Here is a 24,954-nt window from a genome sequence, read left to right on the forward strand (position 1 = left end):
TGGAATGAAATGATTTAAAAAAATAGCAAATTACTCATCAGCTGTTAAATGAGCAACTTCTTGTGTTTTAATTTTAGCTGGTATTGTAATGGCTTTTATGAATGGTTCATCAAATTATCAAATGTGAAATCATGATTATAATGAATCAATAAAAGGTTTAAGTTTTAATGCTTTTTCAAAAGCGTTTGTTTCTTGTTTTTTCTTCTTTTCAGGGTTTGAATCATTTGCAACAGCTGGAAAAAATATTAAAGATCCAGAAAAGAATCTATCAAAAGGAATTATGATAGTAATGCTAGTTTCTTCAGTATTTTATATTGTAGTTATGGCAATCTTTTTTGCAGCAGTTAATCCAAAACAAGGATTTAGTCAAAACATGACAACTGGTTTATGAAATATGGCACCAATTAATCAAGTTAAATGGTTATCTATTTTAGGTATTGCTATTATGTTTATTTCTCAAATTGCTTTAAGAGCAAATACTTCAGTACAAAACGCTTTATACGGTGGAACAATGCTTCAACCAATGGCTGTTGAAGGATTTATTTCTGAAAAATATAATGAATTAAACAAAGATAACATACCTGCAAAAGCTTCTTTATTAAACACTTATGTAATTTTAATAGTAACTGTAGTTTGATTAATTATTCCAGATATTATTTATGGCTTTCAACCACAAGGAACTAAACTAATCTTTAACATAGGCCAATTAACTGAAGCTTCAAGTGCTATTATTATTTCTTTATATATTATTAGTGTTTTAGCTTTATTAAAAATAGCAATTCAAAAATATATCAAACTACATATTTGAGAATGAATCAGTTTTAGTTTTGCTTTAATTTTATTAGTTGTGTTATTCTTTTATCACTATTATTCATTATTTGATGTAATAGTTAGATATGCAAAACATGCTGGACCTGGTTTAGAAGATTTAATTGGAGCTATTGTTGAGTTATTATTTGTAATAATTTCACTAGCATTTGCCATTATTTGATACTTTACTTATTATAAGAAAAAACTAAATCAAAGATTATCAACACTTGAGGGTAGAAAATTACAAGATACATTAGATGATGAATTTGTTTTAATAAATACACAAAAACCTTTTATAAAACAAAAATAGCTAATTCTTTAAATAGTAATTAGCTATTTTTTTATAATTTAATTAAAATAATAAAGAGAGAAATGTATGAAGAAGTTAACAAAAGAACAAGGTTTTAATTCTAAATTATTTATAATTTATAAAACTGATTTTAAAAAAACTAAAACTATTTGTTTTATTATGCTAGTGTTTTTAGTTATTAGTATGTTTAGACTAACATTAATAGGACAATTTTTTGATGATATTTTCTTTTCTTTTTTATTTGGGTGATTTAAATATTTAGTTTATTTTCTACTTTTTATTATTAATTTTTGTTTATTTAAAAAAATATTAATTGCATTTAGAGTAAAACAATTTATTATAACTAGTTTTTTTATAATGTTTTTAACTAGTTTTTTAACTTTAAACTTTATAGTTTATCAATTTATAAATAATCAAACTATATCAAATGATTTTAAAATTTATGCTTTATGACAAAATGATATTATATTACAAATTACTAAATTTTATAATTATCACTGATATGATAAATCAATATTTTTAATAGATTTTAAAAACTGGGTTAATTACTTTTTTAATACTAGTACTTATTTTAATGTTTATTTAATGGGTGGGTTTATTTCTTATTTATTTTGTGGTGTTATTTGATATATCACTTTACCTGCTGCTTATTTAACATTAATAGTTTTAATAATTATCTTTTTAATATGAATCACTACTTCAGATCCATTCTATTTATTAAAAAACAAAACTAATAAAAACACAAATTTAACTACAAATAGAGCTAATTTAAATAATAGAACAATAGTAAATAATTCTAATAAAAATAAAGAATTAGTAATTTTTGAAAACAAACTAGATGATAATTTAGAACAACCTATTTATAGAAATAAAGAATATAATCTAATCACTAATTTAGAAAATATTTTTTTAAGTAGTGATTTTATTGATAAAATGCTTTTTTTAAAACTAGAACAAACTAACTTTAATAAAGAAGAAATCTTTACAAAAGAACAAAAAACAAATATTACTGATCAATTTAAACAAAATCATAAATCAGGAATTTTAACAGATAGCGAAATTAGTCCTTTTAAAAGAAATAAAGCTGTTAAAAAAATTAGTGATGATGAGTTTTTTAATGAGTTATTTGAAGAAAAGTAGGATAAATTATGAGTTTAAAACAACAAGTTGACTTACTAACAAACAAACCAGGTTGCTATTTATTTTTAAATAAAGAAAAACAAGTAATATATGTTGGAAAAGCAAAAAATCTTAAAAAAAGAGTTAGTACATATTTTAATAAAGCTTATAATATTAAAACAACAAGACTAATTAGAGAAATAGCTGATTTAAAATATTTTATTGTTGATAATGAAAAAGAATCTTTATTATTAGAAAAAAATTTAATTAAAAAATATCATCCTAAATATAATGTTTTATTAAATGATGATAAGACATATCCTTATATTATAATTACTAATCAAAAAGATCCAATGTATAAATATGTTAGAAAATATGATAAAAAAGCATTAAAAAATTATGGTCCTTTACCAATTGGAAGTAATGCTAGAAATATTTTATTAACACTACAACGTTTATTTCCTTTAAGAATGTGTAAAGGAGATTTAAAAAAACCTTGTTTGTATTATCATTTAAACCAATGTTCTGGAGCTTGTTTTAAAGAAGTTGATCCTAGTTATTATGAAAATCAAATTAAACAAGTAGATAAGTTTTTTAAAGGTGATATTAATCAAGTAAAACAAACTTTAATTAATCAAATGCAAAAAGCTAGTGATAATTTACAATTTGAACAAGCAAAAAGAATTAAAGATCAAATTACTAGTTTAGATTTTATTACTGCAAAACAAAATGTAGATATTGTTACAAATAAAAATATTGATGTAGTTAATTATGAAATTAATCAAGACAAAATTTGTTTTGTGATGTTGTTTTATCGATTAGGTCAATTAACTTATAAAGATGAATATATTCAAGATTATGAAGGTCAAAATTTAAGTGAATTATTTAATAGTTATTTACAACAAATTTATCAAAAAAATATTTATCCTGATGTTTTATTAATTCCAAATGAAATAGAATTATTAGATTTAGATGAAAACTTATTAGAATTTAGTTCTTATAGTTTAGATAAACAAAATGATGTGTTTGTTAAATTAGCAAAACAAAATGCTATTGATAGCTTAAATAAATCTATTATTTCAAATAATATAAACAGTGGAGATGAAATTGAAATTTTAAATCAGTTACAACAAATTTCAAATGCATCTAAATATTTAAAACGTATTGAAATGTTTGATATTTCAAATATTTATAACCAATTCATTACTGGAGCTTGTATAGTTTATATTAATCGTAAACCAATTAGAAATGAGTTTAGAAAATATAATATAGATTCATCATATACTTCTGATTTTTCAAGAATGAAGTTTATGTTAGAAAAAAGATTTTTAAAAAAGATTAATCAAAAAGAAGAACTACCTGATCTAATTATTGTTGATGGTGGAATTATTCAAATTCATGCTGCTAAAGAAGTTTTAAATAAATTAAATTTAAATATTGATGTAATTGGCTTAAGTAAAGATGATCATCATAAAACAAGATATTTAATTGATGTATTTGAACAAACTATTGATATTAAAAACTTTAAAAAATTATTTAACTTTTTAACTAGTTTACAAATTAGAGTTGATGAGTATGCTAAATCTGGATTTAGAAAAAAATATCACAATCAATTAAATGACCAAGTACTTTTAATTAAAGGTGTTGGTAAGAAAACTAATTTAAAATTATATAAACATTTTAAAACAATAGATAATATTAAAAAAGCAGACTTTGAAGAATTAAATAAAGTTATTAATAATAAAAAAATTACTAATTTGATAATTAGTAATTTGAATAAATAGCTTTTTAGTACTTATTTTCAATTTATTTTTTAGATTTGATATATTAATAATAAAATACTTTATTAGTAAATAGATATTAATTAGTCTTTATTATATAATTAGTAAGTTATAAGGAGAAAGTCATGTCAAAAGAAATTATTTTAACTCAAGAAGGATTAGAAGAATTAAAAGTTGAGCTTAAAAATTTATTAGAAGTTGTAAGACCAAAAGTTATTGAAGAACTAGTTGAAGCACGTAACCAAGGAGATTTAAGTGAAAATGCTGATTATGATGCTGCTAGAAACAGACAAGCTGAAGTTGAAGCAAGAATTAAAGAAGTTGAAACTTTAATTAATAGAGCTAAAGTTATTGATGATTCTAAAGCTCATTCAACTGGTGAAGTTAAAATTGGATCAACTGTTGAATTTATTTCAAGTTTAGATCACAAAGTAAAAGAAATCAAAATTGTTGGTGCGATTGAAGCTGATCCTTTTTCTAATCTAATTTCTAATGAATCGCCAATTGCAAAAGCTATAATTGGTAAAAAAGTTAATACTACTGTTGAAATTAAAGACATTATAAAACCATACAAAATCACAATTAAAAGTATTAAATAATATAGCTATTGTTTTGCAATAGCTTTTTTTATAGAAAGTAAATAAATATGAAACCATTAGTTGTAATTACTGGAGCAAGTTCTGGAATTGGACTAGCTTGTGCAAAATATTTTTCAAATAAAAATCACCCTTTATTAATTCTTGCAAGAAGAAAAGAAATATTAGATGATTTAAATTTACCAAACACAATAACAGCTAGAGTTGATGTTAGAGATTTTAATCAACTAAATGAAGCTATTAAACAAGCTGAAAGTATATATGGACCTGTTGATCTATTAATTAATAATGCTGGAATTATGATTCTAGATAAATATCAAGATCAAAAACTAGAAGATAAATATAATATGATCGATATCAATATTAAAGGTGTAATTAATGGAATGGATGCTGTTTTAAAAAGTATGTTAAAACAAAATCGTGGAACTATAGTTAATATTTCTAGTGTTGCAGCAAGATATACTTATACTGATCATTCTGTTTATTGTGGATCAAAATATGCAGTAAATGCAATTACTGAACAAGTAAGAAAAGAATTAAGCAATACAAATATTAGATTTACTTTGATTGAACCAGCAATTGTAAATACTAATTTATTAAATAGTACAACAAATAAGCAAGTTAAAGATGATTATCAAAAATCAATTGATGAAATTAATGGTGGATTAAAACCTGAACAAATTGCTCAAACTATTTATTATGTTTATTCATTACCTCAAGATGTAATGATACCTGAATTAATGATTGCTCATACTAATGAATCTGAAGTTTAATTACAATCTATTAATAAACTCTTTTATTAATAAATTAAATGAACGATTAAATTCATTTTCTAAAATACAAAAATAAATAATTTTTAAAAAATCTAACTCTTTAAGTTTTTTAGTTTTAAATAATCTAGTTACATATTTATTTGTTCATCTAACAAACTCACTAGAATTAAATAACTCATTTTTAATATTTTCACTATATAAATCTTTTAAATTAGATTTATATTCATTTGGAATTAGTTTTAACACTTCAATAGTAAATCTTTGAAATTTATCGTTTAAAGTTTTATTAGCGATGTTTAAAACTAGTTCTTTTTTATTTAAAATTTCATCATCATTTAACTGATTGTAAAAATCAATCATAGTTAAAATAGCAAAATTCATACCAACTAATTTCATATAATTTCTAATTTGATTTTGAAATTTAGCTAGTAGTTTTTTATTAGTTAAAATGTGATTTAATTTTGGATTTAAAAAATGTAAGTAATTATTAGTTGATCTGAAAAACTTATCTAAACTCACTTCTTGAATCATATTAAAATCAAGATAATCATTTGGATTTACATTAAAATGAGTAATGAATTTTTTTAGCTTAAAAACTAGTTTATTTATCTTTTTATATCATCAAGGGTTAATGTGAGTATATGATTCTAAGTCTTTAGATTTTAGTTCTCTTAGTTTATAAATTTCAATCATTTCTTATGCTCTTTTCTATATTATATATTAAAATAAAATGTTGCTAGTAATGTATAATTAAGGTAGTTTAAAGGAGTTTTTTTATGAATAAAAATGAGATTTTTGACACTGATTTTTTTGAATCAGGTTTAGCTTACATTTTAACTAATTTAGATTTTATTCAAGAAGAATTAGAACAAGAAAATTTACAAACAGATCTAATAGAAAAATTAATAGCTGATTTTGAAGTAGTTAATGAATATGACCAATGAGATTTACTAACTAATAATTTATTACAAGCTGAAAATGAAATTTTAAACCAAATTTTACAAATTAAAGATTCAACAAAATTTCATTTACTAAGTAGTTATTTTTTAGCAAAACATCTAGCTATTTATTTAAAATCAAATAGTTTTTTAATAGAAAAAATTGAACAATTAGAAACTAATTATATTGATAATTTAACAGATGAAAAAAAAGAAGAATTTATTAATAATATAAAACAAGAAGTTTTAAAAAACAACTCAGAAATTTATAAACAAAACGAAGAAATTTATAAAGATTTATTTGATAAAAAAGCTGAATTTAAAAAAATTTATCAATTATTAATTAAAGAAACTGAATTTGAAGATTTTAGTTATGCTAATGAACTATTATTTAACATGTTAGATAATTATACAAAATTTGATAATAAAGAGGATTTATTAAAATTAGAAATTTTAACTAATGCACAAAGCTTAATTGATTTTATTACCTTTTATGAATCTAGTTTATTTGATGATGAAGAAGAATAAAAATGTCTAGTAAAGTAATTACAATAATAATTTTTATAGTAATATATTTAGTATTTTTATTAATAACTTTTATATTAGCTTATTTATATCAAATCAAAAATAGAGATTTTATTCATTTTAACAACAAATATTTAGAAGATTGAAATAAATATAAATTAGAAAATAAAGATTCTAATTTAAGTGAAATTGAATTTGAATATGAACTACCAGAAAACGAAATTGGATTATTTCAAAAAGAACTTTTAATATCAAAAACAAATGAAAAAACACCTGATTATAAAGATTATTTTGATGATGATTATTTAGTTTTAAAAAAGAGTTTAAGTTTATATCAAACTACAAGTTATCATTTTGAACCAACAAAATTATATTTAACTAATTTACATTTAGTAATTGATGATAACGATCAGTTTTATAAGTATAAAATTGATGAAATTAAAAGTTGTAGTATTTGTGTAATTAAAGATAAAAATCTTTTAGAAAAAGGCTGTGTTATAAAAATAAAAGACCAAAGTCTTACAATTTTAGGTGATGTTTTTCTACTAGTATTAGTTATTAAAAAACTAAAAAAGGAGTTTTAATATGCAAGATAATTTTATTTCTTATATTATTTTATTTTCTTCAGTTATTTTATCAAGCATTGGATCTTTTATTGTTAATTTTTATTGATGAAATAAAGTTAAAAAAACTTATAACCAAATAAAAGATGAATATCTAGAATATAATTTTGATAAAAAAGGTTTTTATAAAATCAAACTAGTTAACATTTTAACTTTTGCGATATCACTTTTTGTTATAATATTTATTACAATTTTAAAACTAACAAATTTATTAAATCAAGCTTTTTTATATGAAACAATTGCTATATTTATGATTATTTGTCAATATATTTTATTTGTAGTTTTATTGGTTTTAACAAATCAGTTAATAGTAATTAAAACTGAAAAATATCTAGTTTTAGTTAATAGAATAGTTGAATTAAGATCTATTTTTCAAATTCATATTACAAAACATTTTATAAGAGTAGTTTATATTAGTGTCCATAGTAGAAAATATAGATTATGAATTTATAAAAAAAATGATTTAGATAAATGATTTGAAACAAATTTTAAAGAGTTAGTAAAGAAAGGATAAAGATGATAAAACAAGCTAGTTTTATAACTTCAGCATCAAATAAAAGTAACTGAATAGATGATGATATTAGTGAAATTTGTTTAATAGGTAGAAGTAATGTTGGAAAATCTAGTTTTATTAACTCTTTAACAAATAATAACAAACTAGCAAAAATCTCAAATACACCTGGAAAAACTAGATTATTAAACTTTTTTGACATTAATAAAGGTGAGTATCGATTAGTGGATGCTCCAGGATATGGTTATGCAAAAGTAGATGATAATTTAAAAATTCAATTTGCTAAAATGATGGAAGAATATTTTATTAATCGTAAAAATTTAAAAGGTGTTTTTTTATTATTAGATCTTAGACATAAACCAAGTAATGATGATGTGATGATGTATCAATTTTTAAAGCATTATAATATTCCAGTTGTGATTATTGGTACTAAATTAGATAAATTAAAAAAAAGCGAATATGTTAAAAATGAAAAAATCATAAAAGAAACAATAAATTTTTACAAAGAAGATGAGTTTATAAAGATTTCTAATTTGAATAAGACTAATATTATAAAGTGTTATGAATTAATAGACAAACTTTTAGGGGGTAAATAGTTTTATATATGGATAATTTAGAACAAAAAACGATTCACGAAGTTCAAGAAATATTAAATACAAATATTAAAACTGGACTAACCAATCAAAATGCTAATGAATTATTAATTAAAAATGGTAGAAATGAATTAGCAAAAAATAAACAGACCCCAGCTATTTTAATCTTTTTAAAATCTTTAGTTCAACCAATTCAAATTGTTTTATTTATAGCAGCAATTATTTCAGTAGTTGCACCATTGATTTCATCAAAACATTTTGAAGTTAAGTTTGATGATTTTATTGATTTTATTGTAATTATGGGAGTTATTTTACTAGATGCTAGTTTAGAAACAGTTCAACAAATCAAAGCTAGAAAATCAGTTGATGCTTTAAAATCATTATCAAAACCTTCGGCTGTTGTTTTAAGAGATTCAATTGTTAAAGAAATTGATGCTAGTGAATTAGTGGTTGGTGATATTGTAATTCTAGAAGCTGGTAAATATGTTCCTGCTGATTTACGATTATTAGAATCTAGTGATTGTATGGTTGAAGAATCAATTTTAACTGGTGAATCAGTTCCTGTTGAAAAAAATACAAGACCAATAAAACATACAAACATTTTAGCTGATAAGAAAAATATTTGTTTTATGTCTACTTTTGTAACTTCAGGTCGAGCAGTTGGAGTAGTAATTAAAACTGGACTTAACACTGAAATTGGAAAAATTTCAAAAACAATTTCTGATAATGAAGAACAAGTAACACCTTTAGAAAAGAAAATGAATAGATTTAGTTATTTAATTTCTATTCTAGCTATTATTATCAGTATTTTTGTATTTTTAAGTTTTATAATTTCATCAAATAAAAGTAACTGAGCAACTTATTTAATGATTTCAATAACTTTAGCAATTGGAGTAATTCCAGAATCACTTTCAGCAATTGTTTCTATTGCTTTATCTTTTGCAACAAAAAGAATGGCAAAAAATAACGTTATTGTTAAAAAGTTAGAAAGTATTGAAACTTTAGGTTCTGTAAATGTAATTTGTACTGATAAAACTGGTACATTAACTCAAAATAAAATGGCTATTAAAAAGCTAATTTGAAATAATGAAATCATATTAGCTGATGAGTTTATAAATAAAACTGAAAATGAGCAAGCAAAAGATTTATTTTTAAAATCTTTAGTTCTACCAAATGATTCAATTACTGAAAATGATGAAAGAATTGGAGATCCAACTGAACTTGCATTAGTTGATTTTGCAGATCAAATAAAAATTGATGAACAAGAGTTTAGAAAAAAATATCCAAGAATTTTTGAAATTCCTTTTGATAGTGAAAGAAAATTAATGACAACTGTTAATGTTTTAGAAAATGAACAACAGTTTGTATTTACAAAAGGTGCTTTAGATCAAATATTAAAAAAATGTACTAAGATTTTTATTAATAATAAAATTGTTAAATTAACAAATACTCATAAAAAAGAAATTAAAAAATTATCAACATCATTAAGTGATGATGCTTTAAGAGTTTTAGGATTTGGTGTTAAACCAATTTTAGATGAAAGCCAAAAAACTGAAGAAGATTTAATTTTTATAGGTGCAGTTGGAATGATTGATCCTATAAGAAAAGAAGCTTTGATTGCTATTCAACAAGCAAAAGCAGCTGGTATTAAAACAATTATGATTACTGGAGATCATGCAATTACAGCTTTAGCAATAGCAAGAGATTTAGAATTAGCTTATACTCAATATGAAGTAATGTCTTCTGAAAAATTAGAACAATATACTGATCAAGAATTAGAAAGTGCAATTGATAATATTAAAATCTTTGCAAGAGTTAATCCAGAACATAAAGTAAGAATTGTTCAAGCTTTACAAAAAAAAGGATACATAGTTTCAATGACTGGAGATGGAGTTAATGATGCTCCAAGTTTAGCAATAGCAGATATTGGTGTTGCTATGGGTGTTAGTGGAACTGATGTTGCAAAACAAGCAGCAGATGTTATTTTAACTAATGACGATCTAAACACAATGATGGTTGGTGTTTTAGAAGGACGTAATGTTTATCAAAAAATAAGAAGAGCAATTGTTTTATTATTAGGATTTAACTTTGCAAATGTTATAAGTATTGTAATTATTTCTTTATTATTAAGAATTTCACCACTAACTGCTACAAATATTTTATTTATTAATCTTGTAGTTGATTCTTGTTTAGCTTTTGGAATTGGAATGAGTCCAATTGATAGAACACTTTTAAAAACTAAACCTCAACTAAGAAATAAAAGTATTTTAAATGAAATTATCTGACCTTTATTTAAAGTTGGTTTATCTTTATCAGCTGCTCAAATAATTTCATTTATTATTGGAATGTCAGTTACAAATCTTGATTATTATAATAGTTTAGATGGATATGTTAAAGCTAAAAATTGGTTCTTATTTATCAAACAAAATAATGGTGTTCTATTAAGTAATTTAGATAATATGCATGATTTTGTAGTATTTGGAAGAACTAGTATGTTTATTACAAGTATAATTGCTCCAATTCTATTTACTCATCTAATAAAACTTACAAATTGAAAAGACACTAAAAAAATTGATTGAACTATTTCAAAACCTTTAGTTTATGCATGTATTATAGCTTTATTAATTTCAATACTTGTCTTTTCAATACCAGTATTTAATTCAAAAGTATTTGGTTTAGCTGGTATTAATGATACAAAAACATATATTAATTGAACTTCTAAAAATATGTGAATTTTCTTTTCAAGTCTAGGATGTGCTTTAATTCCGTTTACATTTATTTTAATAACTGATGCTGTTGAATTTTATTCATATCATTTATCAAACAGAACTTGAGAAAAAAGACAAAAAATAATTAATCAAATTATTGATCAAGAGCAAAAAGAAAAACTAAAAGAAGATAAAAAAAATCAAGCGATGTAAGGCTTGATTTTTTATTTATTAACTAATTATTATGATTCTATAAAAGTTTTAATAACAAATTTTTTCTGTGGATAGAATTGTGATACTTGTTTATAAAAATCAATATGATCTTGTATGAATTGCATCTTTTTATTATGTAATTTAGTTAATCTATCTTTTCCAACAGAACCTTTTAAATTAGTTTTAGCTAATTGATGATTTTGTTTTTGAGTCTTTTTAAATTCAGATTTTAATTTTTTGTATTTAGTTTTATCTTCGTTTGTAATTTTTTGACTCATTTGTTTATTTTTAGCTACTAATTGGTTTAATGTTTCTAATTCATTTTTAAAATGTAACATTAGATCATTATAGTATTGTTTTTGTTTTTGAATTTCAGATTTATAGTTATTAATTCATTTATTTTTTAGATCAATAATAATTTGTTTTTTTTCTTTTTTATAACTAGTTTTGAATTCTTGTTTTGAAGTACTTGTATGTAGTAATTCATCTTTTTTAGTTTTAATAGTTTCTTCTTTTTCAGAAATAAACTTATTAAAACATTCAATAAATGTTTTTATATAAATAATTGATTTAACTCTAATAGTTTGTTTAATTTTACTAAAGAAAATGATTGTTTTTCATTGTCAGGCAAAACGACGTTTATTGTTTTGGAATAACTCAATTTCTTCTAATAAATATTGATGTTTTAAAGGTAAAGGTAAGTTATATATTTCAAAATAAGTAGTTCTTTTACTATGTCTAAACATATAACCACCTAATAATCCAGCTCCTGCATTTAATACAGCAGTTAGTACTAATAAAATAGCTAGATGCATATTTAACTGTCAAGTAGCATATTGAGTTGAGTTTTGAGTCAATACTTTAGCAGTTTGTCCACCACCTTGACCAAACATAGCAACTGGACCAAATGGGGTAGCTAAACCAACTCCTTGTTGAGTAAATCCGCGAACAATTTCATAACTATTTGAGTTAATCATAAATACTGATTGTTCTATATTTAAAATATTTTGACCATAAATAATTACTAAAACACCAGTAGCAGCAGCACCAATAAAGTTAGTTGTATAAACTGAAACAGGATTCATTGAAATAATATCTGCTTGAGATAATGGTTCTATTGCACATGCGATTGTTTGTTTTTTATCACCATATTTCATTCTTGCAAATAATACACCATTCATAAATGATGAACCCATAGCTGCAACACTACCTACAGCCATTGCTGAACCTTGAAGACCTAAACCAACTGCTAGAGCCATTGATGATAGTGGTGAAGTACCAACAACTGTTAAGAAACCTCCAACAACAATTGCCATTGGGATTGGTGATAAATTAATTGCAACTTCGATTGATGAACCTATTCCTTTTAGAAGTGGAGCAACAACATTAGCTCCAAATTTTGCTGTTAAAGCAGTTAAAGGAGCAATTATTAATAATGCAATAATTAAATCTAATCCATCAGGTGCATATTTTTGTAATAATACTAAAGCTCAATACATTGTATATCCAGCAACTAATCCAGCTAAAATATTAAATGCTCCAACTGTAGTTCTTAGATTCATTGCAAAACTTGGCATATATTGACTACTAAATATAGTTTTTAAAATATCTTTTTGTTCATTTATTACTAAATTAGATTTAATCTTTTCAAAAGTGTTTAACATTTCACCTTGTAAATTATTACCTTTTACTCATTCAGCAATAACTCTAATTGAATTGTCTTCAGATAATAATTTTTGACCATCAGTTGTAGTTGTATTTACTAAAGTTCTAGCGATTGATTTAGATATACCATCAACATCAACTGATAAACCTACTCCAAATACAGCAGTACCACATAGAATTGCAAATAGTGGATTTCCACCCATTAAAATAATTACAAGTATTGTACAAGCTGGAGCTGCTAAAGTTCCTGCTACACTACCAATAATTCTAGTAAAATCTCCAATTACTGGAATTCTTCCTAAAACTCAAAAGTTAAAAACTTCTATTAAAAAAGTAGCACAAACAGCTCCAGATAAACCAGACATTGCTCTTTTACCTTTAGGAACATAGTATGAAAAAATTGTAAAAAATACAAGTACTAACATTAATAATGATGTCCCTTTTAGAAAGGCAACAGCTTGCTGTCCAAACGATACTGATTGAGAAAATACTATAATGAAATTCACCTTTCTTTCTATAATTCTAATAATTTTTATTAATAAAAAAGAAATAAGACATTGCAAAAACATGTCTTATATGATATTAATTTTAAACTAGTTTATAGAAACTTTAAGCATATAAAAGGTGATTTTTTAAAGTTAATTTAACTAATTTAATAATTATAGAATTACTGGAGAAAAATTTTCTCAAAAATAAGGATCTCTACCATTTGTATTCTTTGGTCATCTTCATTTTGCAAATCATTTTAATTGGATATATTTTGGTCAAAAATCATATGTATCTGTAATGTTTCTAACATTTCAAGTGTTTAATGAACCATAAAATGAAGAATTTAAAAAAATATCTTTCATTGATAATACTTTTCAAACATCTCAAGCAGTTCAAGTAATTTTATAAGGAATCAAAGTTCCTAGTAGATCTTGATATACTGTTTTAGTTGCTTGTTTTGTTGAAAGATCTATTTTAATAGTTCCAACTCTACTAAACATTTCTTCCATATAAAGCACATTTGAAGTATCTCATTTTGAAATATCACCACAACAAAATGAAGAATTATAAAATGCTCTTTTCATATTTATTACATTTTTTGTATTTCAATCATTTAAGTTCATATTTACATTAGAATTTGAAAAAATACCTTCAATACTTATAACATCATCAATGATTCAATTCTCAATATTAATGATTTTTTTATTTTCATTCTTTTTAAAAGCATAAGATAAATCAGTTAAAAAGGATGGTATGTCTTTAGGAACTTGTTTTGTTGATTTTTTAAACGGTTCAATTTGGTATCTTTCATTATCATTGTAAAAAAATCCAATTCTTGTACAAACATCTCCATCATATCTAGCTTGTACTGGTCTTGTTTTTAAAAATTCATATACTGAACCTAGTTCATCAGCATCTGCTTTTAGTTTTTGATTTACTTGTTTTATTTCTTTTAGATCATTTTGGCTTTTTAAAGATTTGTTTGGTATTTTTTCTAAATAATTTTCTTGTTCTTTAATCTTTTTATTTTCTTGTTTTATTCTTTTTTTAAGTTTAGAAATTTGATTAATTATTAGATACTTCTTTTCTTCTAATTCTTTTTTCTTTTCAAAATAAGTACTAATATTAGCATCTAGTTTTTCTTTTTGTTCATTTAATTGTTTGGTTTTCTTAACCAAAATATCTAATTCAGTTTTTAGATTTTTATTATTTTTACTTAATTGCTCAATTTTTAGTTGAAGATCATTATTTTTAGTAATTAAATTATTTGATTCTTCTTCTTTTTGTTGTTGATCTAATAATAGTAATTTTAGTTCTTGAGTTTTGATTTTTATACCTTGTTCAACTTTTTTAATTTGTTGATCTAATTTCTTACTTTTTTCTAATTGTTTTTGATAAATAGAATTTATATTTTTAGTATTTTGTTCATTTTTTTTAATAGTTTGATTTATTTTTTCTAAATTAGTTTCTAGTTGTTTAGATTTAAAATCATTAGAAATAAACTCTTTTTGTTTTTTATCAACTTGGTTTTCTAATTGATCTTTTTGTGTATTTAGTTCATTTAGTTGTGCTTTAAATTTTGATTTTTGTATTTCTAATTCTTTTAAAGTTGCTTTATCTTTTTGATTATTTTTATTAGGTTTATTTATTTTATTTAAAGTTTGTTGATACTGATTTTCTAGTTTCTTAATATTTGTTAATAAACTTTCTAGTTTTTTACTTAGTTCAAGTATACTACTTTTCTTTTTACTAAATTCATTAAGTTGAGCTTGAATTTTGTTTTCTAATTCAATTTTTTGCTTATTTAAATTATCTTTACTAATTTTAAGATCATCTAACATACTTTTGAATTTATTAACTTCATAATCAGTTATATTTTTTAATTTGATAAGTTCTTGTTTTTTTGATTTATTTTCTAGAATTTCTGATTCAGTTTGTTTAATATTTTCTTTTAACTGATTAACTTGAATTTGAAGATCTTTTATTTTTTTAATATTTATATTTTTTTGATTAATAGTAGTGCTTAGTTGATTTTTAGTTTTATTAATTTGTTTTAGCAAAAATGAAATTTTTTCTTTTTCTTGTTTAGAAGCATCATCAATTAGAACAATTTGGGAGTTTAATTTATTAATTAGTTGATTTATACTATTCTTTTTATTAGTCAATAAGTTTAACTCTTCTTTTTTACTAGTTTTTTGTTCTTTTAAACTTATGATTTGTTGTTCAATTCTTTGAATTTCTTCAACTAGTAGTTGTTTTTCTAATTCAGTTTTATTAATTTGTTCATTGTACAAATTAACATTATTTTCTAAACTATTAATTTCACTTTTTAATTGTTCTAGTCTAATTAGTTGGCTTGATTCTTCTTCTTTTTTACTAATCCAAGCTATTAAAGTAGTAGTTGATAATAAACTAATCACTAGTGATGATAAAGTGTATAAAAGTTTTTTCATAATATTTACCTATTATTCATTCAATTATTCTAAAACGTGTGGAGGAACAAGATTTTCTCAAAAACTTGGTTCTCTACCTTTAGTATTTTGAGGTCATCTTTCTCTATAAAAATTACTTAATTCTATATAATGTGGGAAAAAGTCATAATCATCAGTTATTCCTGAAACATCTCAACTTTCTAATGATCCATTAAATCAAGATCTTGCAAATATGCCTTTCATTTTATTAACACCTGAAACATCTCAAGCAGTTCAACTTACTGTATAAGAAAGTTCATTTCTTGGAGCATCATGATATTTAACTCTTGATACTATTTTTGTTGAAATATCGTGACGTATATGACTTGAAACTCAACTAAATGTTTCTGACATATCTTTAACATTTGAAGTGTCTCATTCAGAAATATTTCCACAACAAAATGAAGAATTATAAAATGCTCTTTTCATATTTTTTATATTTTTTGTATTTCAGTTATTTAAATTAACATCATACATATAAGAATCAGCAAAAATTCCTTCGATACTTGTTACATTTTCAACATTTCATTTATCAAAATTTTTTACTCTGTAATTATTGTTTGCTTTAAATGCATAAGCTAAACTTCCAATAAAACTTGGTAAATCTTCAGGAACTTCAGTTGTATATTTGTCAAAAGTTTGAATTTGATAATCATTAATTTCATCATTAAAAAAGAATCCTATTTTAGTACATTTATAATTATCATATTCAGCATTAACCGTTCTTTTCTTTAAATATTCATATCTTGAATTTAGTTCGTTAATACTTGATTCTAATCTTTGATTTTCTTCTTTTAAATCTCTAATTCTGTTTTGTTTTTCTGAATGTTTATTTACTAATTCTTCTAACTGATTTTCTTTTTCTTTTATCTTTTGATTTTCTTCTTCTATTTGTTTATTAAGTTTAGAAATCTCACTTACTAGTTGATATTTCTTTTCTTCTAATTCTTTTTTCTTTTCAAAATAAGTGTTAATATCAGCATCTAGTTTTTCTTTTTGCTCATTTAACTCTTTAGTTTTTTTAGCTAATGAATCAAGTTGATTTTTTAGATCTAAATTAGTTTTTTGTCATTGATCAATTTGTTTTTCAACATCTATATTTTGATTTTTTAATGCTTCAACTTCTTTTTGTTTTTCATCTTTATTAAAAATTAGCCTTTTTAATTCATCTTCTTGAAGTTTTATACCTTGTTCAACTTTTTTGATTTGTTCTTGTAAATTGTTACTTTTTTCTAATTGTTTTTGATAATTTGAATTAATATCTTTAATGCTTTGATCTGCTTTTTTAATATTAGAGTTAATTGTTTCTAATTGAGTTTGTGCACTTTTAGCTTCACTATTTTTAGAAATAAATTCATTTTGTTTAGTATCAATTTGTTTTTGCAAATCATCTTTTTGTTTGTTTAATTCAGTCAACTGTTTTTCTGTATCAATTTTGTTTTTTTCTAGTTCTTTTATCTTTTCTTTATCAGTGCTATTTGTTTGTTTTAATTTATTTATTTCAACCTGATCTTTATTGTTTTTATATTCTAGTTTTTTAATTTTTTCTAGTAATTCTTTTCATTGAGATTGTAATTTAGATAAAGAATTGTCTTTCTCACTAGCTTTAGAAATTTCAGTTTGAATCTGTTCTTCTAACTTAGTTTTTTTATTAGTTAGTTCTGTTTTGTGTTTGTCTAATTGATCTAACATACTTTTTGATTTTTCTGATTCAATCTGAGATTCTTTTTGTAATTTATCTAACTCATCTTTTCTAGATCTACTTGCTAAAAGTTCTTTTTCTACTTTTTCAGTTTTTGTTTTTAATTCTTGAACTTGTGTTTCTAAACTTTTGATTTGTTCAATAGTAACATTTTTTTGTTTTGTAACATTTTGTAAATTAACTTTGACATCTTCAATTTGCTTAGTTAATGAAGCTATTTTTTCTTTATCTTTTTTACTAGTTTGATCAATAACAGCAATTTGAGAGTTTAATTTATCAATTTGTTGATTTATATTATTTTTTCTATTATTTAAAGTAATTAATTCCTCTTTTTTACTACTTTCTTGCTTTTTTAGTTCTTTAATTTCTTGTTCAATTTTATTAATTTCCTCAAGTAATTGTTGTTTTTCTAGTTCAGTTTTATTAATTTGTTCATTGTATTTATTAACATTATTTTCTAAACTATTAATTTCACTTTTTAATTGTTCTAATCTAGACAATTGTTTTGGTTGTTCATCTTTTTTACTACAAGCAATCAAGCTTGCAGTTGATAACACAGTCAATGTTAATGTTGTTAAAGCATATAAAAGTTTTTTCATACTAATTTACCTATTTATTTATAAGTTTATGCACGTTTCTAATATACATAAAGATTCAAAACCACAACTACAGGAATTGTCATTTTATTATTGGAGGAGTTGTAGGTTCTCCACCCTTAGTATTTTGTGGTCATCTAAGTCCATCTAATTTATCAGCACCTATATATCACGCAAAATGTTCATATTTATCCTCAATTCCTGAAACATCTCAAGTATTTATTGGTGAATACAAATGACTTTTTCAAATTAAATTCTTCATTCTTTTTACTTTTGAAACATCTCAAGCAGTTCACTTAACATCATATGAAAGTTCGTTTCTAGGTGGGTCAAGATAATGAATTTTTTTAGCTTGTTTTGTTGAAATATCAAGATCAATTCCATATCAAATATTTGAAAACATTTCACTCATGTCCTCTACATTTGAAGTGTTTCAATTAGAAATATCACCTAGATAAAAATATGAATTATAGAAAAGTTTTTTCATATTTTTAATATTTGATGTATTTCAATTTGTTAAATCCATCTTGTATAAATAAGCATCTAGAAACATTCCTTCAAGATTAGTTACATTTTTTAAATCTCATTTATCAAGATTAGTTATTTGGTAATGATGATTGCCTTTAAAAGAATAAGATAGGTTACTTATAAAAGTTGGTAAGTGTTCAGGAACTTCTTTTGTTGTTTTTCTAAATTCTTGAATTTGATATTCTTCAGTATCAGTGTTATAAAAAAATCCTATTTTAGTACATTTATCTCCATCATATTCAGCTTCAACTGTTTTGCTTTTTAAATATTCATATCTTGAATTTAGTTCGTTAATACTTGATTCTAATCTTTGGTTTTCTTCTTTTAAATCTCTAATTCTGTTTTGTTTTTCTGAATGTTTATTTACTAATTCTTCTAACTGATTTTCCTTTTCTTTTATCTTTTGATTTTCTTCTTCTATTTGTTTATTAAGTTTAGAAATTTCACTTACTAGTTGATATTTTTTATCTTCTAATTCTTTTTTCTTTTGAAAATAAGTGTTAATATCAGCATCAAGTTTTTCTTTTTGTTCATTTAACTCTTTAGTTTTTTTAGATAATGAATCAAGTTGATTTTTTAGATTTAAATTAGTTTTTTGTCATTGATCAATTTGTTTTTCAACATCTATATTTTGATTTTTTAATGCTTCAACTTCTTTTTGCTTTTCATCTTTATTAAAAATTAGCCTTTTTAATTCATCTTCTTGAAGTTTTATGCCTTGTTCAATATTTTTGATTTGTTCTTGTAATTGGTTACTTTTTTCTAATTCTTTTTGGTATTTTGTGCTAATTTCATTAATGCTTTGATCTGCTTTTTTAATATCAGAATTAATTGTTTCTAATTGAGATTGTGCACTTTTAGCTTGCTTACTTTTAGAAATAAATTCATTTTGTTTAGTATCAATTTGTTTTTGCAAATCATCTTTTTGTTTGTTTAATTTTGTTAATTCAGATTCAGTGCTAGCTTTGTTTTTTTCTAGTTCTTTTATCTTTTGATTATCATTATTATTTGCTTGTTTTAATTTATTTATTTCTTCTTGATTTTTATTGTTTGTATCTTCTAGCTTTTTGATTTTTTCTAGTAATTCTTTTCATTGAGATTGTAGTTGAGATAAAGAACTATCATTTTGACTAGCTTTAGAAATTTCAGCTTGAATTTGTTCTTCTAACTTAGTTTTTTGAGTAGTTAGATCTGTTTTTTCTTTATTTAATTGATCTAACATACTTTTTGATTTTTCTGATTCAATCTGAGATTCTTTTTGTAATTTATCTAACTCACCTTTTCTAGATCTATTGTCTAAAAGTTCTTTTTCTACTTTTTCAGTTTTTGTTTTTAATTCTTGAACTTGTGTTTCTAAACTTTTGATTTGTTCAATAGTAACATTTTTTTGTTTTGTAGCATTTTGTAAATTAACTTTGACATCTTCAATTTGCTTAGTTAATGAAGCTATTTTTTCTTTATCTTTTTTACTAGTTTGATCAATAACAGCAATTTGAGAGTTTAATTTATCAATTTGTTGATTTATATTATTTTTTCTATTATTTAAAGTAGTTAATTCTTCTTTTTTACTACTTTCTTGCTTTTTTAGTTCTTTAATTTCTTGTTCAATTTTATTAATTTCTTCAAGTAATTGTTGTCTTTCTAATTCAGTTTTATTAATTTGTTCATTGTATTTATTAACATTATTTTCTAAACTATTAATTTCACTTTTTAATTGTTCTAATCTAGACAATTGTTTTGGTTGTTCATCTTTTTTACTACAAGCAATCAAGCTTGCAGTTGATAACACAGTCAATGTTAATGTTGTTAAAGCATATAAAAGTTTTTTCATATCATTTTGCCCATATAGTTAAAATTTTTATTATGTTTTGTTATTATGTTTTGATTTTTTAAAGTGTTTTTTACTAAAAATACTAATTGTACTCTAATTAAAAATTAGAATAAATTAGTTTTTATTTGTATGAATTTTAGTTAGAAATAAGAATATGTGCTTATAATAAATTACTAAAACCTCATCCTCCATCTCAAAATCCCGGTTCTCTACCTTTAGTATTAGATGGTCAAGATCCTCTATTAATTTCTCAATATGCTATATAGTGTGGAAAGAAATCATACTCATCTTCTATTCCTGAAACATCTCAAGAACTTAATGATAAATTAGTATCAGTACTATTAAATAAATCTTTCATTCGTTTTACTTTTGAAACATCTCAAGCAGTTCATTTAACATCATATGAAAGTTCGTTTCTTGGTGGTTCATGGTATTTAACTCTTATAACTCTTTTTGTTTTAATATCTAAGTTAAATGAATATCAAATAGTAGAAAACATCTCACTCATATCTTCTAAACTTGTAATTTTTCAATCTGAAATATTACCGGCATTAAAGTAAGTATTACGAAACATTTTTTTCATATTTTTAACATTTGAGACATTTCAATTGTTTAAATCCATATCGTATAAATAAGCATCTACAAACATTCCTTCAAGATTAGTTACGTTTTTTAAATCTCATTTATCAAGATTAGTTATTTTATAATGATGATTACCTTTAAAACAATAAGATAAATCACCTATAAAAGTTGGTAGATGTTCAGGGACTTCTTTTGTTGTTTTTCTAAATTCTTGAATTTGATATTCTTCAGTATCAGTGTTATAAAAAAATCCTATTTTAGTACATTTATCACCATCATATTCAGCTTCAACTGTTTTGCTTTTTAAATATTCATATCTTGAATTTAATTCATTAATGCTTGATTCTAAACGTTGGTTTTCTTCTTTTAATTCTCTAATTCTATTTTGTTTATCTGAATATGTATTAGATAATTGTTCTAAGTCTCGTTCTTTTTGTTTTATTTTTCTTGATTCTAAAAAAATTTGTTTTTTAAAATCTGCAATTTGTTTAATTAATTGATATTTCTTTTCTTCTAATTCTTTTTTCTTTTCAAAATAAGTGTTAATATCAGCATCTAGTTTTTCTTTTTGTTCATTTAGTTCTTTATTTTTTTGAGTTAATATACTTAATTGATTTTTTAAACTTTCATTACTTTTTATTCACTCATCGATTTTGTGTTGAGCATTTGTATTTTCATTTTTTAAATCATCTGCTTGTTTTTGTTTGCCATTCTTTTCTTCAAGTAGTTTTTTTAACTCTTCATCTTGAACTTTAATACCCTTTTGAATATCGTGAATTTGCTTTTCAATTTGCTTACTTTTTTCTACTTGTTTTTGATGTAAATCATTAATTTCTTGAGTTTTTTGCTCAGTTTCTCTTACTTTTTTATTAATTTCATCTAGTTCTTGTTTAGCTTTTTTAGATTTTTCATCACTAGAAATAAATGAATCTTGTTTTTGTTTAATTTGTTTTTCTAATTCATCTTTTTTCTTGTTTAAATCATCTAACTCACTTCTAGTTTTGGTTTTCTCTTCTTCTAATTTTTTAATTTTTTCACTATCTTTTCCTTCCTTTCTTTTTAATGCTTCTATTTTTTGTTCATTTTGTTTGTCTTGTTCTTCTAGATCTTTAATCTCTCTTGCTAGTTTTTCTAATTCAGCTTGTAGTTTAGAATATGATTCATCTTTTTTACTAGATTCTGAAATTGTATATTCAATTTGTTTTTCTAAATTAGTTTTTTGTTCAATCAATTTGTCTTTGTCAGTTTTTGAACTATTTAACATTTCTTCAAACTTTTTAACTTCTGCTTCTGAATCTTTTTTGCTTTGGTCAAGTTGTTCTTTAGTTAATCTTTTTTCAGAAAGCTCTTTTTCTAACTGAGCTGTTTTAGTTTTTAATTCTTCAACTTGAGTTTCTAAATTTTTAATCTTTTCAATATTTACATTTTTTTGACTTGTAGCATTATCTAAATTTGTTTTTACTTCTTCAATTTGCTTAGTTAAAGAGGATATTTTTTCTTTGTCTTTTTTACTAGCTTCATCAATAGTAGCAATTTGAGAGTTTAATTTATTAATGTGTTGATCTATACTGTTTTTTTTATTTGTTAAAGAAATCAACTCTTCTTTTTTAGCAATTTCTTGTTTTTTTAAACTATTGATTTCTTTTTTATTTTTTCTATTTCTTCAAGTAATTGCTGTTTTTCTAATTCAGTTTTATTAATTTGTTCATTGTATTGATTAACATTATTTTCTAAACTATTAATTTCACTTTTTAATTGTTCTAATTTAGATAGTTGTTTTGGTTGATTATCATCTTTTTTACTACAAGCAACTAAACTTGCAGTTGAAAATACAGTCATTGTTAATGTTGTTAAAGCATATAAAAGTTTTTTCATACTAATTTACCTATTGATATCTGCTTAATTCTCTTACTCATCAACCTAGATCATCTTCTTTTCTTTTTAATGGTTCTTTTTGATCTTCTAGTTGTTTAATTTCTTCATCTGCTTTTGTTATTTGTTCTTTAGTTGAACTAATTTGTGATTCTAAATCTTTAAATCTAACTTCTTTTTCTTTAATTCTTTCAGTTAATGTATTAATTTCAGTTTCATGATTTTCAATATCACTAGTTATTTGATTATTTTGATTTTTTAGTGTTGTAATTTGTTCATTTAAATCATTGATTTGAGATTCTAAACTATTTTTTTGAGTAGTTAAATTAGCTATTTCTTGAGTTAATGAACTTTGTTGAATATTTAATTTTTGTAATTCTTTAGTTAGTTTTTCTTTTTGTTGTTTTGCTGAATTAATTAAGTTATCTAGTTGTTTAGTTTGAGTTGCTAAACTAGTAATTTTATTTTGGTTTTCACTACTAGTATTAGCTAGTAATTTTAATTTATTATCATTATCTGAATTACTATTAATTAATGTTTGTAAAGCTGAAGTTTGTTTTTCTAGTTCTTTAGTTTTATTATTTAGTTCATTTTGTTTAGTTTTAATTAGTTCAGAAAGTTTTTTTAGTTCAGATAAAACTTGTTTGTTTTTATTATTTAGTTCATTTAAATTATTTGTAAGTAAAGAATTATTATTAGTGATTTGTTCAATAGAATTTTGATTACTTTGTAAAGCTTTTGTTAATTTGTCAATTTCATTATTATTATTTTGATTATTATTAGTTAAAGTTGCTAATGTATTAGTAATTTGCTTGTTTTTAGCATTTAATTGTTCTAGTTTTTTATTATTATCATTAATTTGATTTTCTAAACTAGTAATTTGTTGTGATTTTAAACTAACTGAATTTCTAGTTTCATTAAGATTATTAGTTAGTTGGTTAAGTTGTTTTGTTAAATTAGTTTTTTGATTTTCTAGATCCAAAATAGTTTTTTTAGTATTTGTAATTTTAATATTATTGTTTTGAATTTGTTTTTCTAAATTAGAAATTTCAATTTTTAATTGGTTATTTTGATTAGTTGAATTAGTTAAAAGTTTTTTATTATTTTTTACTTGTTCATTTAAACTAGAAATTTGTATTTCTAATTTTTTAGTTTCATTATTAGTTTGATTAATTTGATTTAAGTTAGTATTTTTATTATTTTCTAGATTTGTAATTTGTTTAGAGTAGTTATTTTTTAAATTATTTAAATTAGTTAGTTTGTTTTGATTAGTTTTTAATAATTCATTATTTTTATTAATTTGTAATATTGCTTGTTTTTGTTGATTATCTAAACTAGTAATTCTAGTTTCTAGCTCTTTTAAACTAATCGTTTTTAAAACATTTTGATTTTGTTTAAATTCTTTAATTTGATTAATTTGGTTATTATGAATTGATTGTAAAGAAGTAATTTTATTATCTAGTTCTATTTTATAATCTTCTAATTGTTGTTCTAAATTAGTATTATTTGAAAAACTAAGTTTATCAAAGTTTCAAACAACTAAAAAACTAGTTGAAAATAACACTAATCCTAATGCTGATAATACTTTTAAAACTTTTTTAAAATTTAACTTTTTAGTATATAATTTTTTATTAATTTGGTTTAGGTTTTTGATTTGATCTAATGAATAATTTGGTAATAACTTTATAGCTTTTTTCATAATTAATCCTTTCTTATAA

At 22.5% G+C, this 24,954-nt stretch carries 18 protein-coding genes; 10 read left to right on the forward strand and 8 right to left on the reverse strand.

Annotation, left to right across the window (positions count from 1 at the left end; genetic code table 4):
• Positions 1–4: 4 nt before the first annotated feature.
• The 5 genes from D500_RS03200 to D500_RS03220 all read left to right on the forward strand — a co-directional run bounded on the left by D500_RS03200 (position 5) and on the right by D500_RS03220 (position 5,389).
• On the forward strand, positions 5–1,120 hold the full coding sequence (locus D500_RS03200) for an amino acid permease (RefSeq protein WP_008364443.1): 1,116 nt from the start codon (positions 5–7) through the stop codon (positions 1,118–1,120).
• 66 nt (positions 1,121–1,186) lie between these two features.
• A complete protein-coding gene (locus D500_RS03205) occupies positions 1,187–2,260 on the forward strand; it encodes a hypothetical protein (protein ID WP_008364442.1) in 1,074 nt (357 codons plus the stop codon).
• An 8-nt stretch (positions 2,261–2,268) separates the two neighbouring features.
• Positions 2,269–4,023, forward strand: coding sequence for an excinuclease ABC subunit UvrC (gene uvrC / locus D500_RS03210; protein ID WP_008364440.1), 1,755 nt, complete (start codon positions 2,269–2,271; stop codon positions 4,021–4,023).
• A gap of 122 nt (positions 4,024–4,145) precedes the next feature.
• Positions 4,146–4,619 (forward strand): transcription elongation factor GreA, encoded by a 474-nt coding sequence (greA, locus tag D500_RS03215; protein ID WP_008364439.1) that lies wholly within the window; start codon positions 4,146–4,148, stop codon positions 4,617–4,619.
• Positions 4,620–4,666: 47 nt separating this feature from the next.
• Positions 4,667–5,389 (forward strand): SDR family oxidoreductase, encoded by a 723-nt coding sequence (locus D500_RS03220; RefSeq protein ID WP_008364438.1) that lies wholly within the window; start codon positions 4,667–4,669, stop codon positions 5,387–5,389.
• Here D500_RS03220 and D500_RS03225 read toward each other — a convergent pair whose 3' ends face one another.
• Positions 5,390–6,082, reverse strand: coding sequence for a hypothetical protein (locus D500_RS03225; RefSeq protein ID WP_008364437.1), 693 nt, complete (start codon positions 6,080–6,082; stop codon positions 5,390–5,392).
• 83 nt (positions 6,083–6,165) lie between these two features.
• Between D500_RS03225 and D500_RS03230 the strand changes: the two genes are divergently transcribed.
• The 5 genes from D500_RS03230 to D500_RS03250 are packed head-to-tail and all read left to right on the forward strand — an operon-like array spanning position 6,166 to position 11,500.
• A complete protein-coding gene (locus D500_RS03230) occupies positions 6,166–6,855 on the forward strand; it encodes a hypothetical protein (RefSeq protein ID WP_008364436.1) in 690 nt (229 codons plus the stop codon).
• Positions 6,856–6,857: 2 nt separating this feature from the next.
• Positions 6,858–7,436, forward strand: coding sequence for a hypothetical protein (locus D500_RS03235; protein ID WP_008364435.1), 579 nt, complete (start codon positions 6,858–6,860; stop codon positions 7,434–7,436).
• A gap of 1 nt (position 7,437) precedes the next feature.
• Positions 7,438–7,989, forward strand: a complete 552-nt coding sequence (locus tag D500_RS03240) for a hypothetical protein (RefSeq protein ID WP_008364434.1) — start codon at positions 7,438–7,440, stop codon at positions 7,987–7,989.
• 2 nt (positions 7,990–7,991) lie between these two features.
• On the forward strand, positions 7,992–8,582 hold the full coding sequence (yihA, locus tag D500_RS03245; RefSeq protein ID WP_008364433.1) for a ribosome biogenesis GTP-binding protein YihA/YsxC: 591 nt from the start codon (positions 7,992–7,994) through the stop codon (positions 8,580–8,582).
• Positions 8,583–8,590: 8 nt separating this feature from the next.
• Positions 8,591–11,500: a cation-translocating P-type ATPase gene (locus D500_RS03250; protein ID WP_008364431.1), complete on the forward strand. Its 2,910-nt coding sequence runs from the start codon at positions 8,591–8,593 to the stop codon at positions 11,498–11,500.
• Between the two features lie 29 nt (positions 11,501–11,529).
• On the opposite strand, the gene D500_RS03255 is transcribed toward D500_RS03250, so the two are convergent.
• The 7 genes from D500_RS03255 to D500_RS03285 form a co-directional block, all read right to left on the reverse strand.
• A complete protein-coding gene (locus D500_RS03255; protein ID WP_195886735.1) occupies positions 11,530–13,671 on the reverse strand; it encodes a PTS sugar transporter subunit IIC in 2,142 nt (713 codons plus the stop codon).
• Between the two features lie 153 nt (positions 13,672–13,824).
• Positions 13,825–16,107, reverse strand: coding sequence for a BspA family leucine-rich repeat surface protein (locus D500_RS03260; protein WP_008364429.1), 2,283 nt, complete (start codon positions 16,105–16,107; stop codon positions 13,825–13,827).
• Between the two features lie 24 nt (positions 16,108–16,131).
• Positions 16,132–18,426 (reverse strand): BspA family leucine-rich repeat surface protein, encoded by a 2,295-nt coding sequence (locus D500_RS03265; protein WP_239759409.1) that lies wholly within the window; start codon positions 18,424–18,426, stop codon positions 16,132–16,134.
• Positions 18,427–18,493: 67 nt separating this feature from the next.
• Positions 18,494–20,782: a BspA family leucine-rich repeat surface protein gene (locus D500_RS03270; RefSeq protein ID WP_239759411.1), complete on the reverse strand. Its 2,289-nt coding sequence runs from the start codon at positions 20,780–20,782 to the stop codon at positions 18,494–18,496.
• 160 nt (positions 20,783–20,942) lie between these two features.
• Positions 20,943–22,961: a BspA family leucine-rich repeat surface protein gene (locus tag D500_RS03275; RefSeq protein ID WP_008363648.1), complete on the reverse strand. Its 2,019-nt coding sequence runs from the start codon at positions 22,959–22,961 to the stop codon at positions 20,943–20,945.
• Between the two features lie 29 nt (positions 22,962–22,990).
• The gene (locus D500_RS03280) at positions 22,991–23,239 is read right to left on the reverse strand and encodes a hypothetical protein (protein ID WP_008363650.1); all 249 of its coding nucleotides are present in this window, start codon (positions 23,237–23,239) and stop codon (positions 22,991–22,993) included.
• A 10-nt stretch (positions 23,240–23,249) separates the two neighbouring features.
• Positions 23,250–24,935 carry a hypothetical protein gene (locus D500_RS03285; protein ID WP_008363652.1) on the reverse strand — a complete coding sequence of 562 codons (1,686 nt, stop codon included), beginning with the start codon at positions 24,933–24,935 and terminating at the stop codon, positions 23,250–23,252.
• Positions 24,936–24,954 lie beyond the last annotated feature (19 nt).

Origin of the sequence: Mycoplasma feriruminatoris (genome assembly GCF_000327395.2) — a bacterium.
In the GTDB taxonomy this organism is placed as follows: Bacteria; Bacillota_I; Bacilli_A; order Mycoplasmatales; family Mycoplasmataceae; genus Mycoplasma; species Mycoplasma feriruminatoris.